We start from the raw sequence: 23,570 nt of genomic DNA, 5'->3' as shown, positions 1-23,570 counted from the left end.
TTCGCCCTGCGGGGCGCGCGGGTCGATATTTTCAAGCACCGGTTCTCAAGCGAAAAGGCCGGCGGAGCGATCCGCCGGCCTTTTTGTGGTGGCCTCGGCCGTCAATAGGGCGAACGGCACTGCTTGCGAGGTCCATAGTTGGGCTGGAAGGTGTTGTCCGAAGCCCGGTAGGACCGGTAGTGCTCATAGCACCACCGCACATGCGCGTTGCCGCCCCGGTAGACGCGATAGACACGGCGCGGCGCATAGTAGCGCGGCGCATAATAGTAGCCCGGCGCGTAACCGGGGTAGTAGCCGGGTCCGTCATAGTATCCCGGCCAGCCGCCGCCGAGCCCCAGCCCGAGGATGAGGCCCGAAGCGCCCCAACCCCAGCCGTCGCCGCCGCGGTAGTAGCGGTGTCCGCCTCGATAGTAGCCGCCGCGCCAATGGTCACCGCGCCAGTGGCCACCGCGCCAATCGCGGTCGCCGCCGCGCCAGCCGCCGCGATTCCAGCCGCGGTGCCAGCCGCGGTTGCGCCATATCATCTCGCCGCCGCGGCTGTTGCCGCCAGCCCAGCCCTCACGGACCTTTATGATGTCGCTCATGCCTGTTGCGGCGGGAACCGCCGGCGCCGGAACTGTCGGAGCGGCAAGGGTCGGCGCAACAGTCGCCGCCGCCAGCCCGAGCGCCAGCAATCCCGAAGTGAAAGTGGCTTTTGAAAAGAGCGGTTTCATTGCGCTTCTCCTCGATCGATTGAACCCTGAACCTGCTTACCCGCAGAAAGGGTACGATGTGCGTTTCTGTTTGAACGGAAGATGAACGCGAAAGTTCCACGGGCTCGACTTCGATCAAATCTCGGCGCCTCGGGTAACGGGCTTGTGTTCGCGGCTTCTTGCGGGCAAAGCTCGCGATCATGTCGCTGCGCCTTGCCACCTTCAATGTCGAGAACCTGATGAACAGGTTCGATTTCTCCGGCTTCCGCAACCAGCTCAACGAGGACCGCACGCTGGCCCTGTTCGACATCCGCACGGAAGCGGAATACCGGGCGCTGGAACAGGCGCGAACCATCGCCCATGCCGACGACGCCCGGCAATTGACGGCGCTGGCGATCGCGGCGACCCGCGCGGACATCATCTGCCTGCAGGAAGTCGACAATATCGAAGCACTGAAGGCGTTCGAGTATGGCTACCTGTTCAAGATGATCGGGGAGGGATACCGGCAGAAATACACCACGGCCGGCAATGATTCGCGCGGCATCGACGTCGCCGTCATGATGCGCACCGAAACCATGCACGGCCAGCCGATCGAGTTCGTGCGCATGACCAGCCATGCCCACGTCACCTTCGACCAGTTCGCTCTGTTCACGCCGGAACTGGCAGGATTGGGCTACCAGGCCAATGAACGCATCTTCAGGCGCGACTGCCTCGAGGTGGACCTGAAGGTCGGCGGGGCTCCGTTCACGCTCTATCTCGTTCATCTGAAGTCGATGGGACCGCCGCGCAACGGGCTGGACGGGCGCGCGGCGACGATGCCGTTGCGCTTCGCCGAGGCGCAGGCGGTGCGGCGCATTATCGAGGAGCGCTTCGGCCCCGACCACGCCGCTTCCAAGCGCTGGGCGATCTGCGGCGATTTCAACGACTACCGCCAGCGCGTGAAGATCGAAGGCGACGCCTTCGGCGGTTACCGCCACGAAGTGGCCGACGAGCCGCATTCCAGCCTCAACGTCCTGCTGGACGACGGTTTCTGCGAAAACGTCGTCGAGCGGCGGCCGGAAATGGATCGATGGACCCTGTTTCACACGCGCGGCCCGCAGGAGCGGCATCTCTGCCAGCTGGATTATATTCTGCTGTCCCCGTCCCTGGCCGCGCACAATGGCGGGGCCGTTCCCGACATCGTGCGCAACGGCCAGCCCTACCGCACGCCGTTCCCCGAAGGGCAGGACGTGGAGCGCTTCCCGCGCGTGGGCTGGGACAGGCCGAAGGCCTCGGACCATTGCCCGGTTGCCATCACCCTCGATCTGGCTTGAGGCGGGCATGAGTTTCGATCTGCCGCGCGGTATGGTCCTGCCCGTCGACAAGACAGACGTCCGGCTCGATCCGGCGCCGCATCCGTTCGAGGCGCGGCATGCGCAGGCGATCGCCGCGAACTGGGAAGAGGAGGTCGCGGCCAATCCGGCATTGTTCAACGGAACCATGGTGCTGCTTTCCAGCCTCGGCTACGACAAGCGCCGGCTTGCCGGGCGCTGCCACCCGGTGCGCTATGCGACCATGCTCTACTGGCGCAAGAACAAGGGCGAGGCCGGCATAGAGCACAGCTTTGCATTCCCGGTGCTGGTGTCGCGCGACAACGCGCTGGTGGCGATCCGCATGGGGCGACACACCGCCAACCCCGGCAAGATCTATTTCGCGGCGGGTTCGTTCGAGCCGATGGATTTCATAGACGGGCAGGTCGATCTGCACGGCAACATGGCGCGCGAGGTCCTGGAGGAAACCGGGCTCGACATATCCTCAGCCCGACGCGACGCCGTCGATCACATCTTTTCGCTCGATTCCTCGACGGTGATCTTCCGTCGGTATTTCCTCGACGAGGATGCCGAGACTTTGGCGCGGCGCATCGAGGCCTTCGTCGCAAAGGAAGCGGAGCCGGAGATCGAAAGGCCGATCGTCATCCGTTCGGGCACGGTCCGGCCCGAAGGCATGATCGGCCACATGAACGCGATCGTGCGCTGGCATTTCGAGAACGCCGCTTCTTCGGCCGGCTGACGGTATCCGGGCTTACTCGTGCCGCAGCGCCTCGATCGGATCGAGGCGGGCGCCGCGCAGAGCGGGGAAGAAGCCGAACACCATGCCGATGAGGGCCGAGAAGCCGACGGCAAGCAGGATCACGGCCGGGCTCGGTGCGAAAGGTATGCCCAGCGTCAGCGAGGCGAGGCCGGCGAGCGACAGGCCGATCAGGATGCCGACGATGCCGCCCAGCAGCGACAGCACCGTGGCTTCGACCAGGAACTGGACGAGGATGTGCTTCTCATGCGCGCCGATGGCCAGCCGTATGCCGATCTCGCGCGTGCGTTCCGTCACCGACACCAGCATGATGTTCATGATGCCGATGCCGCCGACCAGAAGCGAGACGGCGGCGACGGCGCCCAGCATCCCGGTCATGGTGGCGGTCGCGCTGGCCATGGTGTCGGCGATCTGCGTCATGTCGCGGATGGCGAAATCGCTGTCCCGGTCCTGCGGAACCCGCCTCGCGTCCCGCAATATGTCCTCGACGCGCGGCAGCAACTCGCTGGTGGGCGTGGCATCGTCCGCCGCGACATAGATGTTGTCGATGTTGCGGTTGCCGGCGATGCGCCGCTGGAAGGCGTTGAGCGGCATCAGCACGACATTGTCCTGGTCCTGGCCGAAGCCGGTGTAGCCCTTCGGCGCGAGCAGGCCGATGATCTTGCAGCTCGAGCGGTTGACCCGGATGATCTCGCCGTCCGGGTCGCCGGCGCCGAAGAACTGCTGGCGCACGGTTTCGCCGATCAGGCACACGCCCGCGCCGCCGCGCGTCTCCGAATCCGAGAAGGCCCGTCCCGACGCCAGCGTCCAGTCGCGCGCGTCCAGGAAGGCGCTGTCGGTGCCGGTGACGCCGGTGGTGATGCTCGCCGTGCCATAGATGACGCGCACCTGCTTCTGCGAAGCGGGCGCGATGGCGCGCGCACCGTCAAGATGGGCGGTGAGGGCGGCAAGGTCCTTGTCGGTCAGGGGGCGCACCACGGAATCCTGCACTCCGGGGCCTGCTGGACGGCCGGCGCGGACCACGAGCAGGTTCGAGCCCAGCTTGGCGATGTCGGCCTTCACCTTTTCTGTCGTGCCCGAGCCGATGGTCAGCATGGCGATGACGGCTGCGACGCCGATGACGATCCCGAGCAGGGTGAGAAACGAGCGAAGCGCGTTGCGCCGCACCGAGCGCAAAGCGAGGCGGACGGTTTCCCAGATCATCCGACGGCCTCCGCATTCATGGTGTCGGAGGCGACATGGCCGTCGAGGAAACCGATCGTGCGCTGCGCGTAGGCGGCGATGTCGGGCTCATGGGTGACCATGACCACCGTCAGCCCAAGGTCGCGGTTCAGGCGCGTCACCAGTTCCATGATCTCGTGGCTGCGGGCGGTGTCGAGATTGCCGGTCGGCTCGTCCGCCACCAGGAGAGTAGGGCGCGTAACGATGGCGCGCGCGATCGCCACGCGCTGCTGCTGGCCGCCCGAAAGCTCGGCGGGCGTATGGTGTTCGCGCCCCGTCAGCCCGACCTCGGCCAGCGCCCGCAACGCCAGTTCCCGCCGCTCGGAAGCCGGCACGCCGCGATAGATCAGCGGCAACTCGACGTTTTCCGCCGCCGTCGTGCGCGGCAGCAGGTTGTAGCCCTGGAAGACGAAGCCGATATGCAGGTTGCGCAGCATGGCGCGGCGGTTGCGATCCAGCCGGCCGGCATCCAGACCCATGAAGGAGTAGGTACCGGCGGTGGGCGTGTCCAGGCAGCCGATGATGTTCATCGAGGTGGACTTGCCTGAACCGGACGGGCCCATGATGGCGACGAACTCGCCCTTCGGTATGGAAAGGTCCACGCCCGCCAGCGCGTGAACCCTGGCTTCGCCCTGGCCATAGGTCTTCCACACCTTGTCGAAGGTGATGAGCGCGGAGCCGGGTTTCATCGCTTTAGCTCCGCTGCTGGGAGCCGGTGATGACCAGATCGCCTTCCGAGAGGCCGGACAGCACTTCCGTGCGTTCGCCGTCGCTCGCGCCGACCTTGACGGAAACCGGCCGCGGTCTTCCATCCTTCAGCACGTAGAGCAGCCGCGAGCCGTCGGCGGGCTTCGGCTGCCGTTGCTCGGGCTGGGCGGCGCCGGGGCGCCCCCTGCGGCCGGTGAACATGGAGAGCAGGCTGAAACCCCCGTCGCGGCGGCCCATGGCGGGACGGTAGCGGAAGGCCGTGGAAGGCACGGTCAGCACGTCCTTCGCATTCTGCGTGACCACCGAAACGGTGGCGGTCATGCCCGGCCGCAGCAGCAGTTCGCCATTATCGACGTCGAGGCGGGCGTCATAGCTGACGACGCCGTCGGTGGTGACGGAGGCGTAGGAGATATCGCGGATCTCGGCATCGAAAGGACGGTCCGGAAACGCATCGACGGTGAAGCGGGCATGCTGGCCGGGCCGGACCCGGCCGATGTCGGCCTCGTCGATGGCGGCCTTCAGTTCCATGCTTTTGAGGTCCGCGGCGATGACGAACAGGACCGGCGCCTGCAGCGAGGAGGCCACCGTCTGGCCGGGATCGACGGAGCGCGTCAGCACGATGCCGTCGATCGGCGCGTAGATCGTGCTCTTGGCGAGGTCGGTCTGCTGCGCCTTCAGGTCGGCATTGGCGATGGCCAGATTGGCCTCGGCGCTGTCCAGCGCTGCCCTGGCGCGATCGCGGGCGGCGGTGGCGGTGTCCAGCGTCTGCTGCGGGGCCATGCCGCGCCGCGTCAGCTCGGCTGCGCGCGCCAGCGACTGTTGGCTTTCGGTCAGCGTGACCTTGGCCGTCTCGACGCTTGCGGCGGCCGCCTTGGCCGAGGCCTCGGCCCGCTCGATCTGCACCTGGAGCTTGGCGGTGTCGAGCGCCGCCAGCACGTCGCCCTTCTTCACCGCCTGGTTCTCATTGGCGGATACGGAACGCACGATTCCCGACAACTCGCTGGAGATGTCGACCTGGGTCAGGGGCTGGAGCGTGCCGGTGGCCGAAACCTCGACGGTCAGGTCGGCGCGCGCGGCCGGAGCGGTGGTGAAATCCACTGCCGGCGGGGCCGACGCATACCATTGATAGGCGGCAATGGCGGCCATGATCGCCGCGAGGGACAGGATCGCATAAATCCACGCCCGCCGGGGCTTGCGGGCCAAGCCGGCGGCCTCGAACCCGGGCGGATTTCCCGTCGGCTCAGTTTCCGCCTGCGGCGGCTTGACAAGCTGGTCCACGGCGGAACCCTATTCTGATGTTCGAAGTCCCTTCCAAGGGCACAGATCAGGTCATACAGGCTGAATTTCAACTTAAATTTTGCTCATGTTGGCGACGAACCGGAGGAAGGGCCATGCCGCGCCGCAACTATGTGGTCTATGACGTCTTCACGGACCAGTGTCTTTCGGGCAATCCCCTTGCCATCGTGCTTGACTGCGAGGGGCTGGACACAGCGGCCATGCAGCGCATCGCCCGGGAGTTCAATCTCTCCGAATCGGTCTTCGTGCAGCCGGCCGAAGATCCCCGGCACCGGGCCCGCATCCGCATCTTCACGCCGGACTACGAGATGCCCTTCGCCGGCCACCCGACCGTCGGCTCGGCCGTGGCGCTCGCCGAACTGGCGGGCGCAAACGGCAACGGCATATTCGTGCTGGAGGAGAACATCGGCCCGGTTCGTTGCGCGGTGAGCCGCCGCGGCGATGCCGCAGCCTTCGCCGAATTCGACCTGGCCCGCCTGCCGCAGCAATTGCGGCTTTCGGCAGACGCGGAAGCGGTTGGCGCCGCGCTCGGCCTCGATCCGCACGAAATCGGCTTCGAGAATCACCGCGTGTCCTTCTGGTCGGCGGGCGTCGGATATGTCCTGGTGCCGGTTCCAGACCTGCAGGCCGCGGCGAAAATCGAGTTCAACAACGCCGCGTGGCTCGACATCGCCCCGACCGACGAGACCGGCCAGCCGGCCAGCGCCTATATCTACTCGCGCGAGACCAAGCAGAGCGACAGCGCCTTCCACGCCCGCATGTTCGTGCCGGGCTTCCCGTCTTGGGAGGACCCGGCCACCGGTTCGGCGGTCGCCGCCCTTGCCGGTGCGATCATGCATTTCGACCAGCCGCGCGACGGCATCGCGCGCTATTACATCGAGCAGGGGCTGGAGATGGGGCGTCCCTCGCGGATCCGGCTGGAGCTCGAAGTAGCGGCCGGCAAGCTCGAGGCCGCACGCATCGGAGGCCATGCGGTCAAGGTGGCCGAGGGCGTGCTTTTTGCCTGAGACGGCAAACTGTCGAGATTTATCGGGAAATGCGTCGCACGGGGCTGGACAGGGCGAAAAGCGGCGGCTATATGCCCGCCCAAGCTGGTTTCACCGGCCCCGTGGGTGATTAGCTCAGTTGGTAGAGCAGCTGACTCTTAATCAGCGGGTCGTAGGTTCGATCCCTACATCACCCACCATCCAAACCCTTTCAGTTCCGATGTTTGCGCGGCGTTTTTACGTGTTCGCGTGAAGTCGGCGCCTCCGCTCGCACGAAGGCGCCGCGGCGCGGAGCGCGTGTCGTCAGCCGTTCGGATAATAGCCGCCGTCGGCGCCGCCGCCGAAATAGAAGCCTTGTCCGGTATCGTCCTGAAGCTGCTGGTCAAGATCGTTGACCTGAGCCAGGACGGAGCGATCTCCCGACCATGCCGCATGGCGGATGCCCTCGGCCTGCATCATCAGGTCGCGGGCCTGCCCCGCAGAGATCTTGCCGGTTTCCCGGGCTTCGGCGATTCCCTGCTCGACGCCCTGCAATTGTTCGAAAACGGCTCGTCCCTCCTTATCCATCGGCACCGATGCCGTTATGGCCTGCGTGTCTATGTTCGCGGTGTGATGGCGATGAGCCGCATAGGCGCCGGAAAGCGGCAGGGCTGCCAGTAACGCTGCGGCGGCGATGATTTTTGACGTGAAAGAGCGCATGATGGCGTCTCCCTTGGCTGAGGAAGCGGTGAGCCCGCTTCCGGACAAGAGCCGTCGGATTCCGTCGTGTCGCGCTGATCCAGTCACCGCCGGCGGTTCCCGGCTCGCCAAGGCATATAGAGGCCGCCATGGCACTGGGGCATGGCGCGGAACGCAAACGTTATCGGCTGTGATGGGCGTTGATGGCTTCGGCCGGCGACGCCATCGCGGGCCGGATGGAACGGAGGGCGTCGCGAATCGTTCCGGCTTTCCAAGCAGGGAGAGCGTGCATGACCGTCCGAGGAACCGTTCCCAGGCCGGGCCCAACGCCCGAGCCTTTTCCCGACCCGCAGCCCGATCCGCAGCCGCCACCGGCGCCGCCGCCGCATCCAAGCCCGGTGCCGCCTCTGCGGTAGCCCTATTTCTCGGAGACGCCGGCCTCCGCGAAGCTTGCCATGCGGGCGTGGCATTCCAGCGCCGAGCGCACGATATTGACGGCCAGGCAGGCTCCCGAGCCTTCCCCGAGCCGCATGCCGAGGTCAAGCAACGGGGCAAGCTTCAACGCCTCCAGCAATCCGCGATGTCCGGCCTCGGCCGAGACATGAGCCGCGATCGTATGGGCCAGGCCCTGCGGGTGAAGCCGCGCCAGTGGAGCGGCAGCCGCCGTGCAGACGAAGCCGTCCAGCAGGACCGGCACGTTGCGCTGCCGCGCGGCGAGCGTGGCCCCGAAGATGGCGGCAAGCTCCCTGCCGCCGAGTGCGGCGGCGACCTTCAGGGGGTCGGACAGCGCGCCGGCATGGCGCGCAAGGCCGGCCTCGATGGCCACGACCTTGCGCTTGAGGCCGGCATCGTCGACGCCCGTGCCGCGTCCCGTCCAGCCCTGGACGCCACCGCCGAAGAGGGCCGCCGAGATCGCCGCCGCCGGCGTCGTGTTGCCGATGCCCATCTCGCCGAAGCAGACTAAATCGATATCCGCGGCGACCGCGTCGTAGCCGGCGGAGACCGCCGCGAGGAAAGCGTCGTCGTCCATGGCCGGTTCCCTGGTGAAGTCGCCGGTCGGATGATCGAGATCGAGCGGGATGACCTCAAGCTCGGCGCCCGCGACGCGCGCAAGCTGGTTGATCGCCGCGCCGCCGCCGGCGAAATTGGCCACCATCTGCGCCGTGACTTCGGAAGGATAGGCCGACACGCCCTGCGCGGTGACGCCGTGGTTTCCGGCGAAGACGAACACCTTGACCCGGTCCAGCTTCGGCATCTCGCGGCCCTGCCAGCGGGCCAGCCAGGCGGCGATCGTCTCCAGCCTGCCCAGGCTGCCCTGCGGCTTGGTCAGCGTGTCCTGGCGGCGGGCGACGGCACCTGCCGCCGCCGCGTTGCCGGCGGGCAGATCGAGGCAGGCGGCGCGCAATTCATCGAGCGATTTGAACGGCATGTGACGAACATCTCCAAAAGCGAATCAGGTCAAGGAAGCCGAGGCGACGAGAAGGACCGCGATCTCCGCCAGTTGCTGCAGCGCGCCTACCGTGTCGCCGGTTTGCCCGCCGATCTGATGCAGGCAAAGCTGGCGAAATGTGGCAAGGACCGCGGCGAGCAGCAGAAGCCCGGCGACGAAGCCTCCGAAACCGAGCGGCAGCATGGCGACACCGCCAAGAACAATTCCGGCAAGCGCGGTGTCGAACGTCACGCTGCCTGCGCCGGCGGAAAGCCCATCGGCGCGGGCCGGCGGCAGCAGATGCATGAAAGCGGCCATCAGCCCGCGCGAGGCGCAATGGGCGGCGACCAGCGCGGCAAGCACATGCGCCGCGCTCGTCAGTTCGGCGAGCGCGCTCCAGCGCAGCAGCAGCGACAGGCCAAGTGCGGCCGCGCCGTAGGAGCCGATGCGGCTGTCGCGCATGATCTCCAGCTTGCGCTCGCGCGTACGTCCGCCGCCGAACCCGTCGGCCACGTCGGACAGTCCATCCTCGTGCAGTCCGCCGGTCGCCAGCAGCGTGGCGGCCAGCGCCAGCGCCGCCGCAGGGCCGAAAGCGAGGCCGAGCCGCGTTCCGACGGCATAGACGAGCGCCCCGATCAGCGCGACCGCGAGTCCGGCGACGGGGGCGGCCCAGATGGCCCGGGCCAGCGAGCGGCCTGCGAAATCGAGGTTCGGCAAAGGCAGGCGCGTGAAGAAGACCAGGCAGAGCGCCGCGTCATCGGCAAGGCGTCGTGCGGAGAGACCGTTCACTCGCCCCTCGCAATGGCATGGAAGAAGGTGCCGCTGACATGGCCGCGCCGCCCGCCGGAAGGCCCGAGCGGCATGCCCTGGCCATCGGCAAGATCGGCCAGAGGGGCATCGTCGCCGGGGTCCGTCACGCGCGCATAATGGAATTCGTGGCCCCGGATCAGGCTGCCGGCCGGCCCCAGCGGACAGTCGACCGCCAGACGGGCCTGCCGGTAGCCGAGATTCATCCTGCGCCTGGCGAAGCTGGTCGAATGGCCGAGCAGGCCGAGCATGGGGTGGACGATGCCGTCCGCGTCTTCCAGCGCCTGCCCCAGCACCATGAAGCCGCCGCACTCGCCATGCACCGGCTTTGCCTGCGCGAAAGCCTCCATGCCGGCGCGGAAGTTCCCGGCGGCGGCCAGCCGGCCGGCATGCAGTTCCGGATAGCCGCCGGGCAGCCAGCAGATGTCGCAGCCGGCTGCGGGCGCGTCGTCCGCCAGCGGCGAGAAAGGCATGATCTCGGCGCCGGCGTCGCGCCAGCGGCGCACGACATGCGGGTAGAGGAAGGTGAAGGCGCGGTCCTGCGCCAGCGCGATGCGCTGGCCGGGCGGGGGCAAAGCAAGGCCGAAATCGCCTTCCGCGGGGCGCAGAGGCTTCGCCAATTCGATGACCGCGTCGAGGTCGAGCGAGCGCTCGACCATGTCGGCCATGCGGTCGATGAAGGCCATGAGGTCGTCATGCTCGCCGGCCTGCACCAGCCCCAGATGCCGCTCGGGCATGGTGAGCGAGGGGTCGCGCTGGATCGCGCCCACCACCGGCAGGCCGAGGGCTTCGACCGCGTCGGCGCAAAGCTTGCGATGCCGCTCGCTGCCCAGCCGGTTCAGCACCACGCCGGCAATGGCGACATCGGTGCGATAGGTGGCGAAACCCTTGGCGACGGCCGCGACCGTGGTGGACTGGCCCGACACGTCGAGCACCAGCAGCGTCGGGATGCCGTAGAGCGCGGCAAGATCGGCCGCCGAGCCCGAACGGCCGGACACGCCGGGAATGCCGTCGAACAGGCCCATGGCGCTTTCCAGCACGATGAAATCGGCATCCGCCGCCGCCTGCCGTGCAAGCCCGTTCAGCAAGGCCGGAGCCATGGCCCAACTGTCGAGATTGACGCCGGGAAGACCGGTGGCCGCCTCGTGGAAGCCCGGGTCGATGTAGTCGGGGCCGGATTTCGCGCCGCGTACGCGCAATCCGCGCCGTGCGAGCGCGCGCAGCAGGCCGATCGTCACGCTGGTCTTGCCCGAACCGGAGCGCGGCGCTCCGACGACGATGGCGCGGGCGCTCATTCGCGGCCCGCCAGTTCTGCGCGCAGGGCCACGATGCCGCCGATGACGATGAGGGCGGGCGAGACGATGTTTTCGCGGCTTGCAGCTTCCGCCAGCGTGCCCAAGGTCGCGACCACGGTGCGCTCCTGCGGCAGCGTCGCGTTCTCGATCAGGGCTGCCGGGGTCTCGTGCGCGAGGCCGCCGGCGATCAGGTCTGCGACGGTCGCGGCCATATGGGTAAGGCCCATATAGACGATGATAGGCTGGCCGGTGCGTGCCAGCGCTGTCCAGTCGGGGCGGTCGTCGGAGACGGCGGCGAAGCCGGTGGCCAGGATGATCGCGCCGTTGACGCCGCGCATGGTGGCCGGAATGCCGGCCGAGGTGAGGCCGCCGAACGCCGAGGTTATGCCGGGAAGCACCCGATAGGGAATGCCTGCCTCCACCAAGGCGCGCGCCTCCTCGCCGCCACGGCCGAAAACATAGGGGTGGCCGCCCTTCAGGCGCACGACCTTGCGTCCTGCGTTCGCCAGCCGCACCAGCAGCGCGTTGATCTCGTCCTGCGGGATGGACAGCCGGCCGCCGCGCTTGCCGACATAGAATTTCTCGGCCTGTTCGGCTGCCGCAACGATTTCGGGCGAAACCAGCGCGTCATGCACCAGCGCGTCGGCCTGGGCGAGCGCGTTGAGGGCATCCAGCGTCAGCAGGCTGGGATCTCCAGGTCCGGCACCGACCAGCCAGACATGGCCGGGCTCGAGCGTGCGCGGCCGCAAATCCAGGCGTTGCAGCGCTTGCGACAGCGCGGTCTTTTCCGGAACGTCGCTCACAATCCATCCCTTCCGCGAAAACGGCGCTGGTAAAAGGCATCGTAAAGCGAGCTTTCGGAAAAATCCTCGGCGGCCAGCGAACGCCCGACGAAGATGATGGCCGTGCGCTCGATCGGATCGGCGGCGAGCTGTCGCGCTATGGTCGCCAGCGTGCCGCGAACCACGCGTTCGTCCGGCCAGGTGGCGCGGAAGACGATGGCGACGGGGCAATCGGGGCCGTAATGCGGGGTGAGTTCGGCCACGACCCGGTCCAGCGCGTGGATGGCCAGGTGGATGGCCAGTGTCGCGCCGGTGCGGCCGAAGCCGGCAAGCGTCTCGCCCGGCGGCATCTTCGACGCCCGCCCCGAAACGCGCGTGAGCACGAGGCTCTGCGCCACCTCGGGAATGGTCAGTTCGCGCCCGAGGGCCGCCGCTGCTGCCGCGAAGGCCGGCACGCCGGGGGTGAGCGTATAGGGAATGCCGTGCCGTTCGAGCCGGCGGATCTGCTCGGCCACGGCGCTCCATACGGAAAGATCGCCCGAATGCAGGCGCGCGACATCGAGGCCCGCGGCGTGCGCAGAAACATATTCGGCCTCGATCTCGTCGAGCGACATCGGAGCGGTGTCGACCAGCCGCGTTTCCGGCCCGCAATGCTGAAGCAGTTCGGGCGCGACGATCGAGCCGGCATAGAGGCAGACCGGGCAGGACGCGAGCAGGTTTGCGCCGCGCAGGGTGATGAGGTCGGCCGCGCCCGGACCGGCGCCGATGAAATGCACGGTCATGCGTTGCTCTCCGCGATGGCGCAGGTGACAGGGCCGTGCACGGTTCGGGGCCCGAGCAGGCGGGAAAGACGGCCGGCGCCGGCAAGTGCTGCGGTCTCGGACACGGAAGGCGCGCCCGAAACGGCCAGCGAGAATTGCGACTGGGTGAGCGCGCGCAATGAGACGACCTGCATTGCCGCCTCGTCCGCCAGAAGCACAGGCAGTTGCAGGCGCTGGCCGGCGGCGATGATGGCCGCCTCGTCCTGCTTGAACTTGGCGGTGGCGAGCGCCGACAGGGCCGTTGGCGAAAGCGCGTGCGCCTTCAAGGCGGCGTTGATGGCCGCCAGCACGTCGTCCACGCTGGCATTCTTGCGGCAGCCGATGCCTGCGACGATCATGGCTTTTCCCAGCTCCATTGCGTCACCGGCATGGCGGGGCGCCAGCCCTGCATGGTGCCGACCGGCGCGGCGCGGGAAACGGCGATGCGGGTGAGTTCGCCGCCGAGCACGGCGTGCCGGGCCAGCAGCAGCGCCTCCATCTCCAGCGTCACCGCATTGGCGACGAGGCGTCCGCCGGGGCGTAACGCATCGAGCGCGGCATCCAGCACGCCGGCATCGCTGCCGCCGCCGCCGATGAAGATCGCATCGGGCGTTTCCAGCCCGTCCAATGCGCCGGGTGCGGCGCCTTCGACAACGACAAGGCCGGGAATGCCGCAAGCGGCCGCATTGCGGCGGATACGGGCGGCGCGCTCGCCATTCGCCTCGATGGCGACGGCGCGCAGCGACGGGTGCGCCAGCATCCATTCGATGCCGATGGAGCCGGAGCCCGCGCCGATGTCCCACAGCACTTCGCCACGGCGGGGGGCGAGGGCGGAGAGGGTGAGCGCGCGGATTTCGCGCTTGGTGATCTGGCCGTCATGTTCGAACAGGTCATCCGCGAGGCCGGCCGTCAGCGGCAGGATGCGGGCGTCCCGAGATGATTCAACCTCTATCGCCAGCACGTTGAGCGGATTGAGGTTTTCGAGGGCGAAGCTGCTCGCTTGCGTTTCGCGGGTCTTCTCACCGGGGCCGCCGAGCGCTTCCAGCACGGTGAGCCGCGAGCCGCCGAAACCGAGTTCGGTAAGAAGCGCCGCGATGGCGGCAGGGGCGGCGGCATCCGAGGTCAGTGCCAGGAGCCGCGCGCCGGGATGCAGCAGCGGGCGAACCAGATCGATCGGCCGGCCATGCAGCGAGACCGTTTCAATGTCCTGCAAGGCCAAGCCAAGCCGCGCGGCAGCGAGCGAGATGGAGGAGGGCGCCGGAATGACCCGCATTTCGGGCGGCGGCACCTTTCGCGCCAATGTCACGCCGACGCCGTGGAAGAACGGGTCGCCGGAGGCCAGGACGCAGACTTTCCGGCCAGCCAGTTCCAGAACGGCGCGCATTTCCGGATCGAACGGCGTCGGCCAGCGTTGAAGCTGGCCCTTGATGATGGGTTGCGTCAGTTCAAGATGGCGCGCGCCGCCGAAGACGAATTCCGCTTCTGCGATCGCGCGCTTGGCCTCGTCGCCGAGACCGGCTACACCGTCCTCGCCGATGCCGACAATGGTGAGCCAGGGGGCGCGCGCTTCAGCAGACATGATGGCCAAACGCATCCTGATACTCGGCGGAACCACGGAGTCCCGGCAATTGGCGGCCGCGCTTGCCGCACGGCCCGGCTTCAAGGTGGTGCTGTCGCTGGCCGGCCGCACGACGAGCCCGGTGGCGCAGGGCGTGCCTGTCCGCAGCGGCGGGTTCGGCGGCGCGCAGGGTCTGGCGCGGCATCTCAGGGACAAGGAAATCGACCTGCTGATCGACGCCACGCACCCCTATGCGGCCCGCATCTCCGCCAACGCGGCCGAAGCCGCGCGGCTTGCCGGCGTGCCGATCCTGGCGCTGCGCCGCCCCGGCTGGGAGCAGATGGCCGGCGACCGCTGGACGCTGGTAAAGGATGCGCAGGCGGCCGCCGAGGCCTTGGGCGCCGAACCTCGCCACGTTTTCCTGTCGCTCGGCAGGCAGGAGGTCAGCGCGTTCGAGGCCGCGCCGCAGCACCGCTACCTCATTCGCAGCGTCGATCCGGTCGAGCCGCCGCTGGCCGTGCCGCATGCCGAATATATTTTGGCGCGCGGGCCTTTCCGCGAGGCGGACGAGCGCGAACTGCTCAAGGCGCATGGCGTCGATGCGATCGTATCCAAGGACAGCGGCGGCGCGGCCACCTACGGCAAGATCGCGGCGGCGCGGGCACTCGGCATCGAGGCGGTGATGATCCGCCGGCCGGTGCTGCCGGAGGTTCCGTCCGCCTCGACCGTCGAGGACGTGGTGGCGATGGCCGCTCATCTGCCTGGCCCCGTCGCGGAGCGGGGCGTATAGACGAGGGCCGGACGGCCATTTCTCTTGATGATGCGGGTTTCCGGCGAGCCGATGATGATGCAGGTGGCCATGTCTGCCCTGGCCGGATCGGCAAGCGCCAGCGGCGTCACCTCGATGCGCTCGTCCGGCCTGCCTGCGGCGCGGCCGAAGATCACCGGCACGGTGCCCGGCAGCACGGCGGCGAGCGCCTCGAAAGCGCGGCCGAGCTGCCAAGGCCGCGCCTTGCTGATCGGATTATAGAGCGCAATGACGAAGCCGGCGCCCGCTGCCGCCAGCAGGCGCAGTTCGATCAAGTCCCACGGTTTCAGGTTGTCCGACAGCGAGATGGCGCAGAAATCGTGCCCGAGGGGCGCGCCGATGCGGGCGGCGACAGCCAGCATGGCGGTGATGCCCGGCACCACGGCGATGTCCAGTTCGCGCCACTCGTCGGGTCCGGCTTCGATCGCCTCGCAAACGGCGGCGGCCATGGCGAAGACGCCCGGGTCGCCGCCGGAAACCACGGCCACCGCATGGCCTTCGGCCGCCTTGGCCAGGGCTTCCTTGGCCCGGGCCAGCTCCTCGCGATTGTCGGAGGCGACGGCCTGCTGGTGCGGGCCGAGATTCAGCCGGTCAAGATAGGGCTTGTAGCCGTAGAAGAAGCTGGCTTCGGCAACGGCGTTGCCCGCTTCAGGCGTGACCTGGTCGGCATTGCCGGGGCCGAGGCCGATGACGGTCAGCTTTCCGCTCACAGCACCACTCTCGAAGCCTGCACGCCCGGCCGCGCCGTCCAGCCGGCCACCAGGATGATGCTGAAATAGGGCGCGACATCGTCGGACTTGTCCGCCAGCCGCATGGAGGTCCCGTTGGACATGGTGCCGCGCTCGACATAGACCGCGCGTTCCAGCCTGTCGGCGGCGGTCAGCGCGCGCCTGATCTTGGGCAGGTTGCGGCCGACTTTCATGATGACGGCGGCGTCGGTGTCCGCCAGCCGGCGCGTCAGCTCGAACTCGCTCATCGTGCCGGGCAGCACGGTCAGCACGTCGTCGCCCTGCACGATCGGCTCGCCGGTCAGCGACCAGCAGCCGGACATGGCCGTGACGCCGGGGATCACCTGCGTGGGGAAGCGGTGCGCCAGCCTGACATGCAGGTGCATATAGGAGCCGTAGAACAGCGGGTCGCCCTCCGACAGCACCGCGACCGTGCGGCCGGCTTCGAGGTGCCCGGCCACCTTCGCCGCGGACTGCTCGTAGAAGGCGAGGATCTGCGCCTTGTAGTCGTCGTGATCCTTGTCGATTTCGGTGGTCACCGGATAGTGAAGCGGCAATTCGACCGCGCCGGGCTTCAGGCGACCTTCGACGATGGCGCGCGCGTTGCCGTTGCCGGTGCGCTTGGCGAAATGCGCCACAATGTCGGCCTCGCCGAGCGCGCGCACGGCCTTCAGCGTCAGCAGTTCGGGGTCTCCGGGGCCGGTGCCGACGCCGATCAGACGGCCGGAAGACACGGCGCCGCTCACAGGCCTGCCCTCGCCAGCGCATTCAGCGCCGCCGCCGTCATGGCGCTGCCGCCCAGCCGGCCGCGCACGATCGCCCATGGCACGCCGTAGGAGTTGTCCGCCAGCGCCTCCTTGGATTCGGCGGCGCCGACGAAGCCTACGGGCATGCCGAGGATGGCCGCGGGCTTCGGCGCGCCGTCACGCAGCTTTTCAAGCAGATAGAACAGCGCCGTCGGGGCGTTGCCGATGGCCACCACCGCGCCTTCCATGCGCGGCCCCCACAGGTCGATTGCCGCGGCCGAGCGGGTGTTGCCGATTTCCTTGGCGATTTCGGCCGTTCGCGGATCCCGCAGCGTGCAGACCACCTCGTTGCCGGCGGGCAGGCGGGCGCGGGTCACGCCATGCGCCACCATCTCGGCGTCGCAGAAGATCGGCGCGCCGGCCCGCAAGGCCGCGCGGGCGGCGGCGACGAAACCCGGGCCGAACTCGAAGCTTTTCGCCGCCTCGACCTGACCGCACGCATGGACCATGCGGACCGCCACATCGGCCTCCTCGGGCGAAAAGCGCGCAAGTTCCGCTTCCTCGTGGATGATGGCGAAGGAGCGTTCGTAGATCGCGTTGCCGTCGCGGATATAGTCGTAGGCGGGCATGTTCATTCCTGTGCGAAGGCGGTTGCAATTTTTGCTGCGCCGAGACGGGCGAGGCAGGCGGCGGCGGTTTCTCCCGGTCGCTTCGTGTCGCGCACCAGCGAAGCGATTCTGCGAAGGCCGGCCAACGCCTCATAGTGCGGTACCTTAGCAGCCGGAAGCGATTTCGCCGTTCCGTCCACGACAAGCGCGGCTCCGTCGTCGTCGCCCACGAGGGTGAGCATCGTGGCGCCGGCATGGGCGCAGCCCTTGGCGCAGCCGGAGACGTGCAGCGCAAAGGAGCCGTCGAGAAGATCGGGAGCAGATGCGGCGAATTCGGTGGCGATGTCGCGGGTGAAGATGCGGCCTGAGGCGCAGGCCGGGCGGCCGGGGCAGGCGGCCATGGCCAGTCTTGGATCGGCCGGATCGGTTACGAAGCCCTGATGGGAGGCGGTTTGCTGCAATTCGGCGCAGGCTTCGCGGGTCAGGCCGGGGATCAGCAGGGCACGATCGGGAGCAGGGCGGAGTTCGGTCGCCCCGAGGGCCTTCGCAGCTTCCGCCAGCGCAATGACGGCTTCCGCAGGCATCGAGCCGAAAGGCAGCGTCAGCCCAAGCGCATGAGTGCCATCGGCAAGCGGGAAAATGGCCACAGCCCTGGCTTTCTGGTGTGTTCCCCTCCGTGAGGAGGAGGTGGCCGGTGGGCCGGAGAGGGGCATTGCCGCAACAATGCGATGCGCGTCGGTCAAATCTCGCGCCCGCCCCTCCCGACCAAGATTCGCGACAGCCTCCAGGAGAGCGATCGCGGCGGGACGGGCATGGACTGCTTCGACGAAGCCGAGCGGCTTCGCGGTCGCGGCGTCTCCGCCGACAGCGACGTGCCAGAGCACCTCGTCGTTCCGCTCGACCGCGACAAGGCGCACGTCTCCGATGATGTCGGCGAGGTCGATGCGGCCGCCGCCGTCGATCACGACGGACACCTTGGGACCGAGGCGCGTGCCCAGGTGCGCCCTGGCGATCGCAGTGCGGATTTCTTCGGCGAGCGGGCGGGGATCGGCAATTTCGTCCGGGTCGATGCCGGCCAGGGGTCCGGTCTCCACCGGTACGCCGCTGCGCACGGCGATGCCAAGCGCATCGACGTCCGCCTCCAGGCGCGGGGCGCTTGACGGAGTGAGTCCGCGGATCTGCACGGAGCCGCGCGCGGTGACCTCGACGATGCCGTTGCCGTGCCGCAAGGCGGATTCGCAGAGTCCGATCAAGGCGTTGGACGAAAAACCTCCAGCGATGGGGTTGAGGCGCGCGAGCAGGCCGTCTCCGGTCTGCATGGGCGCGGAAAGCGCCGGGCAGGCGCCGCGGCGGGCAGGGGCGTTCATTCTGCCGCCTCCGAAGAAGGCGCAACCGACGCTTCGGCGATCAGGGCCGTCAGATCGTCGTCGATGGAATTACGCAATGGATGCCACAGGCCGCGCCGGCGCGCAGACTGGAAGCGCTCGGCGATGACCTTGGCCGCCGCCGGGTTCTCGCGCAGCAGGAAGGCCCGCACCTGCGGATCGCCCAGATAGGCGTCGTAGACGGCTTCGACCAGGCTGCCCGGAATGGCATGGGTGGTTTCGGCGAAGCCCACGAGCCGGTCCACGGTCTCGGCGAATTCGGAGGCGCCGCGCGGTCCGTGCCGCATCTGGCCGGCGATGAAGCGCGGATTGACGGCGCGGGCGCGCACCACGCGCGTGACCGCTTCCGAGACGGAGCGCGGTTTCGGTTTCTGCGGGTCGGTGGTGTCGAGCACGATAACGTCGGCGTTGCTGCCGAGCGCAGCCAGCGCCGCCGAAAAGCCGCCGATGAAGGCGACGTCGGCCGAGCCTTCGAGGATGTCGCGGCCCGGATCGTCGCCGGTATGGACCAGAAGGTCGGCTTCGGCGATGCGGCCGGCGAAGGCGCCGGGCGCCTGCGTGCCTTCGCCCTCGGCGCCGCCAAAGACGTGCGAGGCGCTGTCGAGATAGGCGCGGCCGATTTCCTCGCGCCGTTCCCAATCGCCGCTGGCGAGCAGGCTTTCGACGCCCGCGCCGTAGGTGCCGGGAGAAGAGCCGAAAATGCGCGGCTGGCGTTTGCCTTCCGCGCGCGTGACGGCCGCCAACGGGTTTTCGTCGTCCGTTTCGTCACGCGCGGCCACGGCACCGGCAGCGGCGTCAATGAGAGCGATCTGGGTCGGGAACATGTCGCGGAACAGGCCGGAGATGCGCCATGTCACGTCCACGCGCGGTCGACCCAGCGCGGCCGGCGGCAGCACCTCGATGCCGGTGACGCGGCCCGTGGCGGCGTCCCATTGCGGGCGGCAGCCCATCAGCGCCAGGCCCTGCGCGATCTCCTCGCCGCCGGTGCGCAGCGAGGCCGAACCCCACAGGTCGATGACCAGCGAGCGCGGCCAGTCGCCGTGGCTTTGCATGTAGGACAGGACGATCTCGTCGGCCGCGACCTTGCCGAGGTCGAAGGCCGTCGGCGTCGGCATCGTGCGCGGATCGGCCGCGAACAGATTGCGGCCGGTGGGCAGCACGTCGGTGCGGCCCCGCGCCGGGGCACCGGAGGGGCCGGCGGGGATGTGGCGGCCATCGAGCGCGGCCAGAAGCGCCGCCCTTTCTGCTGCCGCGCTTTCGAGTCGCAGCGGATCGGCCTCGCCGGGCGCCGCACGGCCGTAGACATGCAGGCCGTCCTTCACGGCGAAATCCTTGAGGTCGCACAGCCAGGCGTCGATGCGGCGCAGCGCCTCGTCCGGCGCGTCGGTGCCGGCGACCCCGGCTTCGGCGGCAAGACCGGTGCGGCTGGCTGTCTCAACAATCAGCCTCGCCAGCCGGTCGCGACGGCGGCGGTCGAGGCCGTCGGCCTGCGCATATTCGTCCACGAGCCGTTCCAGCCTCTGCCGGTCCTCGTCCAGTCCCGCGCTCGTCAGCGGCGGGGGCAGGTGGCCGAGCGTGACGGCGGCGATGCGGCGCTTGGCTTGCGCGGCCTCGCCGGGATTGGAGACGATGAAGGGATAGATCACCGGCAATGGGCCGGCGACGATCTCCGGAAAGCAGTCCTGCCCCAGCGCCACCGTCTTGCCGGGCAGCCATTCCAGCGTGCCGTGCGCGCCGACATGGACAAGGGCGTGAACGCCCAGCGTCTCGCGCAGCCAGAGGCCGAAGGCGACGAGTTCGTGGCGTGGCGGCAGGGTTGGGTCGTGGTAGTCGGCGCGGCGGTCCTCGAAGCGGCCCCGGTCGGGCGCGAGGGCTACGGTAATGTTGCCGAAATTTGCTGCGCTGAAGGCGAAGGCGCCTTTACCCTCTCCGTTGTGGGGAGGGTCGCCCGCAGGGCGGGGTGGGGGCATGTTTCCGGTATTGGACATCCCCACCCCGTCGCTTCGCGCCGACCCTCCCCACAAGGGGGAGGGTAAGGCGTCGGCAGGATCGCCCCATGCTTTCGCGACAGCCTCGCGCGCTGCGGCAGGCAGTTTGGCGAAGTGGCGGCGGTAGTCTTCGAGGCCCGTCCCTTGCGTGCCTGCCTCGAGCAGGTCGAGCAGTTGCCGGGCGGATTGCGGAATCTTCTCAACCGAATAGCCGGCGTCCTTCAGGTCGTGCAGCATGGCCAGGACGCTTTCCGGCACGTCCAGCCCGACGGCATAGCCGGTACGGCCCGGTGCGCTCGGGTAATGCGGCATCAGGATGGTTATGCGGCGCTCGGCCGGTGGCGTGGCCCGCAGGCGCAGGAAAGCGGCGATGCGGGCGGCCACCTGTGCTACGCGATCCTCCTCCGGCCTGTTGGCGAAGGCGCGGAAGCCGAGCGCGGCGTCGGCCTCCGTTTCTCCCTTGAAGGAGATCGCGCCGGCAAGGATACGGCCGTCGAGTTCCGGCAGCACGACATGCATGGCGAGGTCGGCCGGCGCCAGGCCGCGCTGGTTGGTTGCCCATGCTTCCCGCCGGGTCGTGGCGACGATGACCTGGAAGACCGGCACGCCGGCACGGTCGAACAATGTCTGCGCGCCCGGTTCGGCTCCGCAAGCGAATGCGGTGGCGGTGACGACGGCCGAGGGCTTCAGCGCGGCCAGCGCGTTTTCGGCGAAAGCGAGGGAAGCGGCTTCCTTCAGGCTGGCCACGAAGATCGGCACCGGCACGATGCCTTTCTGGCGCAACGCATCGGCCAGCGCGTCGATCGGCGCGGTGTCGGCCGCCAGCAGCATGGAGCGGTAGAACAGGATCGGCACGACGGGTTTCGCCTTGTCGATCTGCGTGGGCTGCAAACCGGCTGTCTGTTCGACGACACCTTCGCCGGGCCGATAAAAACCGGCTTTCGGTATCTCGACAGGGGCGGGCGCATCCATCGCATGGCCGGCGAGGGCCGCCATGCGACGCACCAGCGCGGCCATGTTGGCAGGGCCGCCATTGCGGAAATAGCCGAGCAGGGCGCTCAATTCGGCCTGCGGCAGGGTGGAGGCTTCGGCAAGGCGCGAGTCGGCGTCGCGGTCCTCGCCGGGCAGGAGCGCGAGCTTGATGCCGCGTTCCCGTGCCAGCGCCGAAAGCCGGTCGCAGCCGTAGCGCCACCAATCGTAACCGCCGAGGATGCGCACCAGTATGACTTTCGCGTGCCGCGCCACGCCGTCCACCCACAGGTCCACCGACATCGGGTGGCGCAGGTCGCGCAGGGCGGCCAGCCGCATGGACGGAAGGCTGTCCGCTTCGGCCTTCCAGGCCGCGGCGAGTGCGGCCAGATCGCTGTCGGTGAAGGACAGCGCCACCATGTCGGCCGGCTGCTGCCGCAGGTCGACGGGCTCGGCCAGATCGTCGAGCGATGCGGATGTGGTGGTCAGGATGTGCATGGTCTATGCCATCCGGAATGCTTTGGGCGTGCGAGCCTCACAGCGTCACCCCGCCAGCATCTTCTCGATGGCCGGGCGGTTCAGCCCCTTGAGGCCGATCACCACCAGCCGCGAACGGCGGTCGTCCTGCGGCGTCCAGGCACGGTCGTAATAATGGTTCACGCGTGGACCGACGGCCTGCACCAGAAGCCGCATCGGCTTTGCCGCCACTTCCACGAAGCCTTTCACGCGCAGCACGTTCTCGGCTTCGGCGGCCGTGGCGACGCGGCGCGCAAGCTCCTCCGGATCGGCGACGGAGGGGATTTCCACCACGAACGTATCGAAATCGTCGTGCTCGTGATCCGCCATGCCGTCGTGATGGCTCTTGCGGTTCTCGATGTCGTCCTCGACGGCGAGGCCGAGGCCGAGCATGACCGAGGGGTCCACCTTGCCGTGCGCGGTGGGCAGAACCTTGACCGCGCGCGACAGATGTTCGCCGATGACGGCATTCGCCCGGGCGGCGCCGGTTTCGTCCATGAGGTCGTTCTTCGACAGGATGATGAGGTCGGCGCAGGCGACCTGATCCTCGAACACCTCTTCCACCGGGTCGTCATGGTCGAGCGTTCCGTCGGCGGCGCCCTGCGCGGCCAGCGCGTCCATGTCGGACGCCACCCGACCGGCGGCGAGGGCGGGGCCGTCCACCACAGCCACCACGCCGTCCACCGTGACGCGGTTCTTGACCGTGGGCCACTGGAAGGCCTGCACCAGCGGCTTGGGCAGGGCAAGGCCGGACGTTTCGATCAGGATATGGTCCACCCGGGGCGTGCGCGACAGGATCTGGTCGAGCGCCGGCACGAAATCATCCGCAACGGTGCAGCAGATGCAGCCGTTGGCCAGTTCCACGATGTTCTCTTCCGGGCAAGCTTCGACGCCGCAGCCCTTGAGGATTTCGCCGTCCACGCCGACGTCGCCGAACTCGTTGACGATCAGGGCAAGCCGCTTGTCGCCGGCGTTTTCGAGGATGTGACGGATCAGCGTCGTCTTGCCGGAACCAAGGAAGCCGGTGACGACGGTGCAGGGAACGCGGACGGCGGATGCGCTCATGACGGGTCCTTCAGGAGATCGAGGGGAGGGATGCGCGCGACGAGGCCGCGCTTGAGGCAATCGGGACGGCCGCGCCAGGGAATGAGGCCGTCTTCGGAGGCCGCGAACAGCTTGGCGCCGGCCACGAGATCGGGGCCATTCTCTACCGAGAGGTCGCCGAACACATAGCTCCAGGCGCCGTCCCGCAGGATCGCGGCGCTGAGCCGGCGCTTGCAGTTGCCGAGGCATTCGACGGTGCGCACGCGCACGGCTTCGTCGGCGACGGCACTGCGCGTGCGTTCGGCCAGCAGTTCGCCGGCGCGCGGATGGGCATCGGAACCGGATTCGTCACGGCAGGTGCGGCAGACCACCACGGTGACGGAACCGGGCCCCGCGCCGCCGGTCGGCGCCTCCTGCGTCTCGTCTGAGAAAAAACCGTCGCGGTCCACATCAACTCCT

23 protein-coding genes and 1 tRNA gene are annotated in these 23,570 nt (G+C 68.4%); 5 read left to right on the top strand and 19 right to left on the bottom strand.

Annotated features, from left to right (window positions below; genetic code table 11):
- Window positions 1–101 precede the first annotated feature (101 nt).
- On the bottom strand, window positions 102–713 hold the full coding sequence (locus QU595_RS16195; RefSeq protein WP_315923721.1) for a BA14K family protein: 612 nt from the start codon (window positions 711–713) through the stop codon (window positions 102–104).
- A gap of 179 nt (window positions 714–892) precedes the next feature.
- Between QU595_RS16195 and QU595_RS16190 the strand changes: the two genes are divergently transcribed.
- The gene (locus tag QU595_RS16190; protein WP_315923719.1) at window positions 893–2,005 is read left to right on the top strand and encodes an endonuclease/exonuclease/phosphatase family protein; all 1,113 of its coding nucleotides are present in this window, start codon (window positions 893–895) and stop codon (window positions 2,003–2,005) included.
- 7 nt (window positions 2,006–2,012) lie between these two features.
- On the top strand, window positions 2,013–2,741 hold the full coding sequence (locus QU595_RS16185) for an NUDIX hydrolase (protein WP_315923717.1): 729 nt from the start codon (window positions 2,013–2,015) through the stop codon (window positions 2,739–2,741).
- 12 nt (window positions 2,742–2,753) lie between these two features.
- On the opposite strand, the gene QU595_RS16180 is transcribed toward QU595_RS16185, so the two are convergent.
- Genes QU595_RS16180 through QU595_RS16170 form a run of 3 tightly spaced genes read right to left on the bottom strand, consistent with a single transcriptional unit; the run spans window position 2,754 to window position 5,966 of the window.
- Window positions 2,754–3,962, bottom strand: a complete 1,209-nt coding sequence (locus QU595_RS16180; protein WP_315923714.1) for an ABC transporter permease — start codon at window positions 3,960–3,962, stop codon at window positions 2,754–2,756.
- Window positions 3,959–4,669 (bottom strand): ABC transporter ATP-binding protein, encoded by a 711-nt coding sequence (locus QU595_RS16175; protein WP_315923712.1) that lies wholly within the window; start codon window positions 4,667–4,669, stop codon window positions 3,959–3,961. The genes QU595_RS16180 and QU595_RS16175 overlap by 4 nt, the downstream gene beginning before the upstream one ends.
- Before the next feature lie 4 nt (window positions 4,670–4,673).
- The gene (locus QU595_RS16170; protein WP_315923710.1) at window positions 4,674–5,966 is read right to left on the bottom strand and encodes an efflux RND transporter periplasmic adaptor subunit; all 1,293 of its coding nucleotides are present in this window, start codon (window positions 5,964–5,966) and stop codon (window positions 4,674–4,676) included.
- 113 nt (window positions 5,967–6,079) lie between these two features.
- On the opposite strand from QU595_RS16170, the gene QU595_RS16165 reads away from it, so the two are divergent.
- Together QU595_RS16165 and QU595_RS16160 are read left to right on the top strand one after the other, a co-directional pair.
- Window positions 6,080–6,991, top strand: coding sequence for a PhzF family phenazine biosynthesis protein (locus QU595_RS16165; RefSeq protein ID WP_315923708.1), 912 nt, complete (start codon window positions 6,080–6,082; stop codon window positions 6,989–6,991).
- 103 nt (window positions 6,992–7,094) lie between these two features.
- Window positions 7,095–7,170 (top strand) — tRNA-Lys (locus tag QU595_RS16160).
- Between the two features lie 103 nt (window positions 7,171–7,273).
- Here the strand turns inward: QU595_RS16160 and QU595_RS16155 are convergent.
- From QU595_RS16155 to cbiE, 8 genes are all read right to left on the bottom strand, one after another.
- The gene (locus QU595_RS16155; RefSeq protein WP_315923706.1) at window positions 7,274–7,669 is read right to left on the bottom strand and encodes a hypothetical protein; all 396 of its coding nucleotides are present in this window, start codon (window positions 7,667–7,669) and stop codon (window positions 7,274–7,276) included.
- Window positions 7,670–8,066: 397 nt separating this feature from the next.
- Complete coding sequence (cobT, locus tag QU595_RS16150; protein ID WP_315923704.1) at window positions 8,067–9,077, bottom strand: nicotinate-nucleotide--dimethylbenzimidazole phosphoribosyltransferase; 1,011 nt, start codon at window positions 9,075–9,077, stop codon at window positions 8,067–8,069.
- A 24-nt stretch (window positions 9,078–9,101) separates the two neighbouring features.
- Window positions 9,102–9,866, bottom strand: coding sequence for an adenosylcobinamide-GDP ribazoletransferase (locus QU595_RS16145; RefSeq protein ID WP_315923702.1), 765 nt, complete (start codon window positions 9,864–9,866; stop codon window positions 9,102–9,104).
- On the bottom strand, window positions 9,863–11,179 hold the full coding sequence (locus tag QU595_RS16140; protein ID WP_315923700.1) for a cobyrinate a,c-diamide synthase: 1,317 nt from the start codon (window positions 11,177–11,179) through the stop codon (window positions 9,863–9,865). The genes QU595_RS16145 and QU595_RS16140 overlap by 4 nt, the downstream gene beginning before the upstream one ends.
- Entirely contained in the window at window positions 11,176–11,982 is an 807-nt protein-coding gene (gene cobA / locus QU595_RS16135; RefSeq protein ID WP_315923698.1) for a uroporphyrinogen-III C-methyltransferase, read from the bottom strand. Before cobA ends, QU595_RS16140 begins: the two co-directional genes overlap by 4 nt.
- On the bottom strand, window positions 11,979–12,743 hold the full coding sequence (gene cobM / locus QU595_RS16130; RefSeq protein ID WP_315923696.1) for a precorrin-4 C(11)-methyltransferase: 765 nt from the start codon (window positions 12,741–12,743) through the stop codon (window positions 11,979–11,981). The genes cobA and cobM overlap by 4 nt, the downstream gene beginning before the upstream one ends.
- The gene (locus tag QU595_RS16125) at window positions 12,740–13,120 is read right to left on the bottom strand and encodes a cobalamin biosynthesis protein (protein WP_315923694.1); all 381 of its coding nucleotides are present in this window, start codon (window positions 13,118–13,120) and stop codon (window positions 12,740–12,742) included. Before QU595_RS16125 ends, cobM begins: the two co-directional genes overlap by 4 nt.
- Window positions 13,117–14,355 (bottom strand): precorrin-6y C5,15-methyltransferase (decarboxylating) subunit CbiE, encoded by a 1,239-nt coding sequence (cbiE, locus tag QU595_RS16120; protein WP_410000510.1) that lies wholly within the window; start codon window positions 14,353–14,355, stop codon window positions 13,117–13,119. Before cbiE ends, QU595_RS16125 begins: the two co-directional genes overlap by 4 nt.
- Here cbiE and QU595_RS16115 point away from each other — a divergent pair.
- Window positions 14,342–15,109: a cobalt-precorrin-6A reductase gene (locus tag QU595_RS16115; protein ID WP_315923692.1), complete on the top strand. Its 768-nt coding sequence runs from the start codon at window positions 14,342–14,344 to the stop codon at window positions 15,107–15,109. The genes cbiE and QU595_RS16115 overlap by 14 nt on opposite strands.
- Here QU595_RS16115 and QU595_RS16110 read toward each other — a convergent pair.
- From QU595_RS16110 to QU595_RS16080, 7 genes are read right to left on the bottom strand one after another with little or no spacing between them, the layout of a single operon-like run.
- A complete protein-coding gene (locus tag QU595_RS16110) occupies window positions 15,073–15,837 on the bottom strand; it encodes a precorrin-3B C(17)-methyltransferase (RefSeq protein ID WP_315923690.1) in 765 nt (254 codons plus the stop codon). The two genes, QU595_RS16115 and QU595_RS16110, sit on opposite strands and share 37 nt — an antisense overlap.
- Entirely contained in the window at window positions 15,834–16,601 is a 768-nt protein-coding gene (locus QU595_RS16105; protein WP_315923688.1) for a precorrin-2 C(20)-methyltransferase, read from the bottom strand. The genes QU595_RS16110 and QU595_RS16105 overlap by 4 nt, the downstream gene beginning before the upstream one ends.
- On the bottom strand, window positions 16,598–17,230 hold the full coding sequence (locus QU595_RS16100) for a precorrin-8X methylmutase (protein WP_315923686.1): 633 nt from the start codon (window positions 17,228–17,230) through the stop codon (window positions 16,598–16,600). The genes QU595_RS16105 and QU595_RS16100 overlap by 4 nt, the downstream gene beginning before the upstream one ends.
- Before the next feature lie 2 nt (window positions 17,231–17,232).
- Window positions 17,233–18,576: a precorrin-3B synthase gene (gene cobG, locus QU595_RS16095; protein WP_315923684.1), complete on the bottom strand. Its 1,344-nt coding sequence runs from the start codon at window positions 18,574–18,576 to the stop codon at window positions 17,233–17,235.
- Entirely contained in the window at window positions 18,573–22,049 is a 3,477-nt protein-coding gene (gene cobN, locus QU595_RS16090; RefSeq protein ID WP_315923682.1) for a cobaltochelatase subunit CobN, read from the bottom strand. The genes cobG and cobN overlap by 4 nt, the downstream gene beginning before the upstream one ends.
- 45 nt (window positions 22,050–22,094) lie before the next feature.
- The gene (gene cobW / locus QU595_RS16085; RefSeq protein ID WP_315923680.1) at window positions 22,095–23,132 is read right to left on the bottom strand and encodes a cobalamin biosynthesis protein CobW; all 1,038 of its coding nucleotides are present in this window, start codon (window positions 23,130–23,132) and stop codon (window positions 22,095–22,097) included.
- A complete protein-coding gene (locus QU595_RS16080) occupies window positions 23,129–23,560 on the bottom strand; it encodes a DUF1636 family protein (protein WP_315923678.1) in 432 nt (143 codons plus the stop codon). The genes cobW and QU595_RS16080 overlap by 4 nt, the downstream gene beginning before the upstream one ends.
- Window positions 23,561–23,570 lie beyond the last annotated feature (10 nt).

It is taken from the genome of Mesorhizobium sp. SP-1A (assembly GCF_032460275.1).
In the GTDB taxonomy this organism is placed as follows: domain Bacteria; phylum Pseudomonadota; class Alphaproteobacteria; order Rhizobiales; family Rhizobiaceae; genus Mesorhizobium.
The sequence above is the reverse complement of the archived record's forward strand: the minus strand, read 5'-3'. Positions and strand labels throughout refer to the sequence as shown.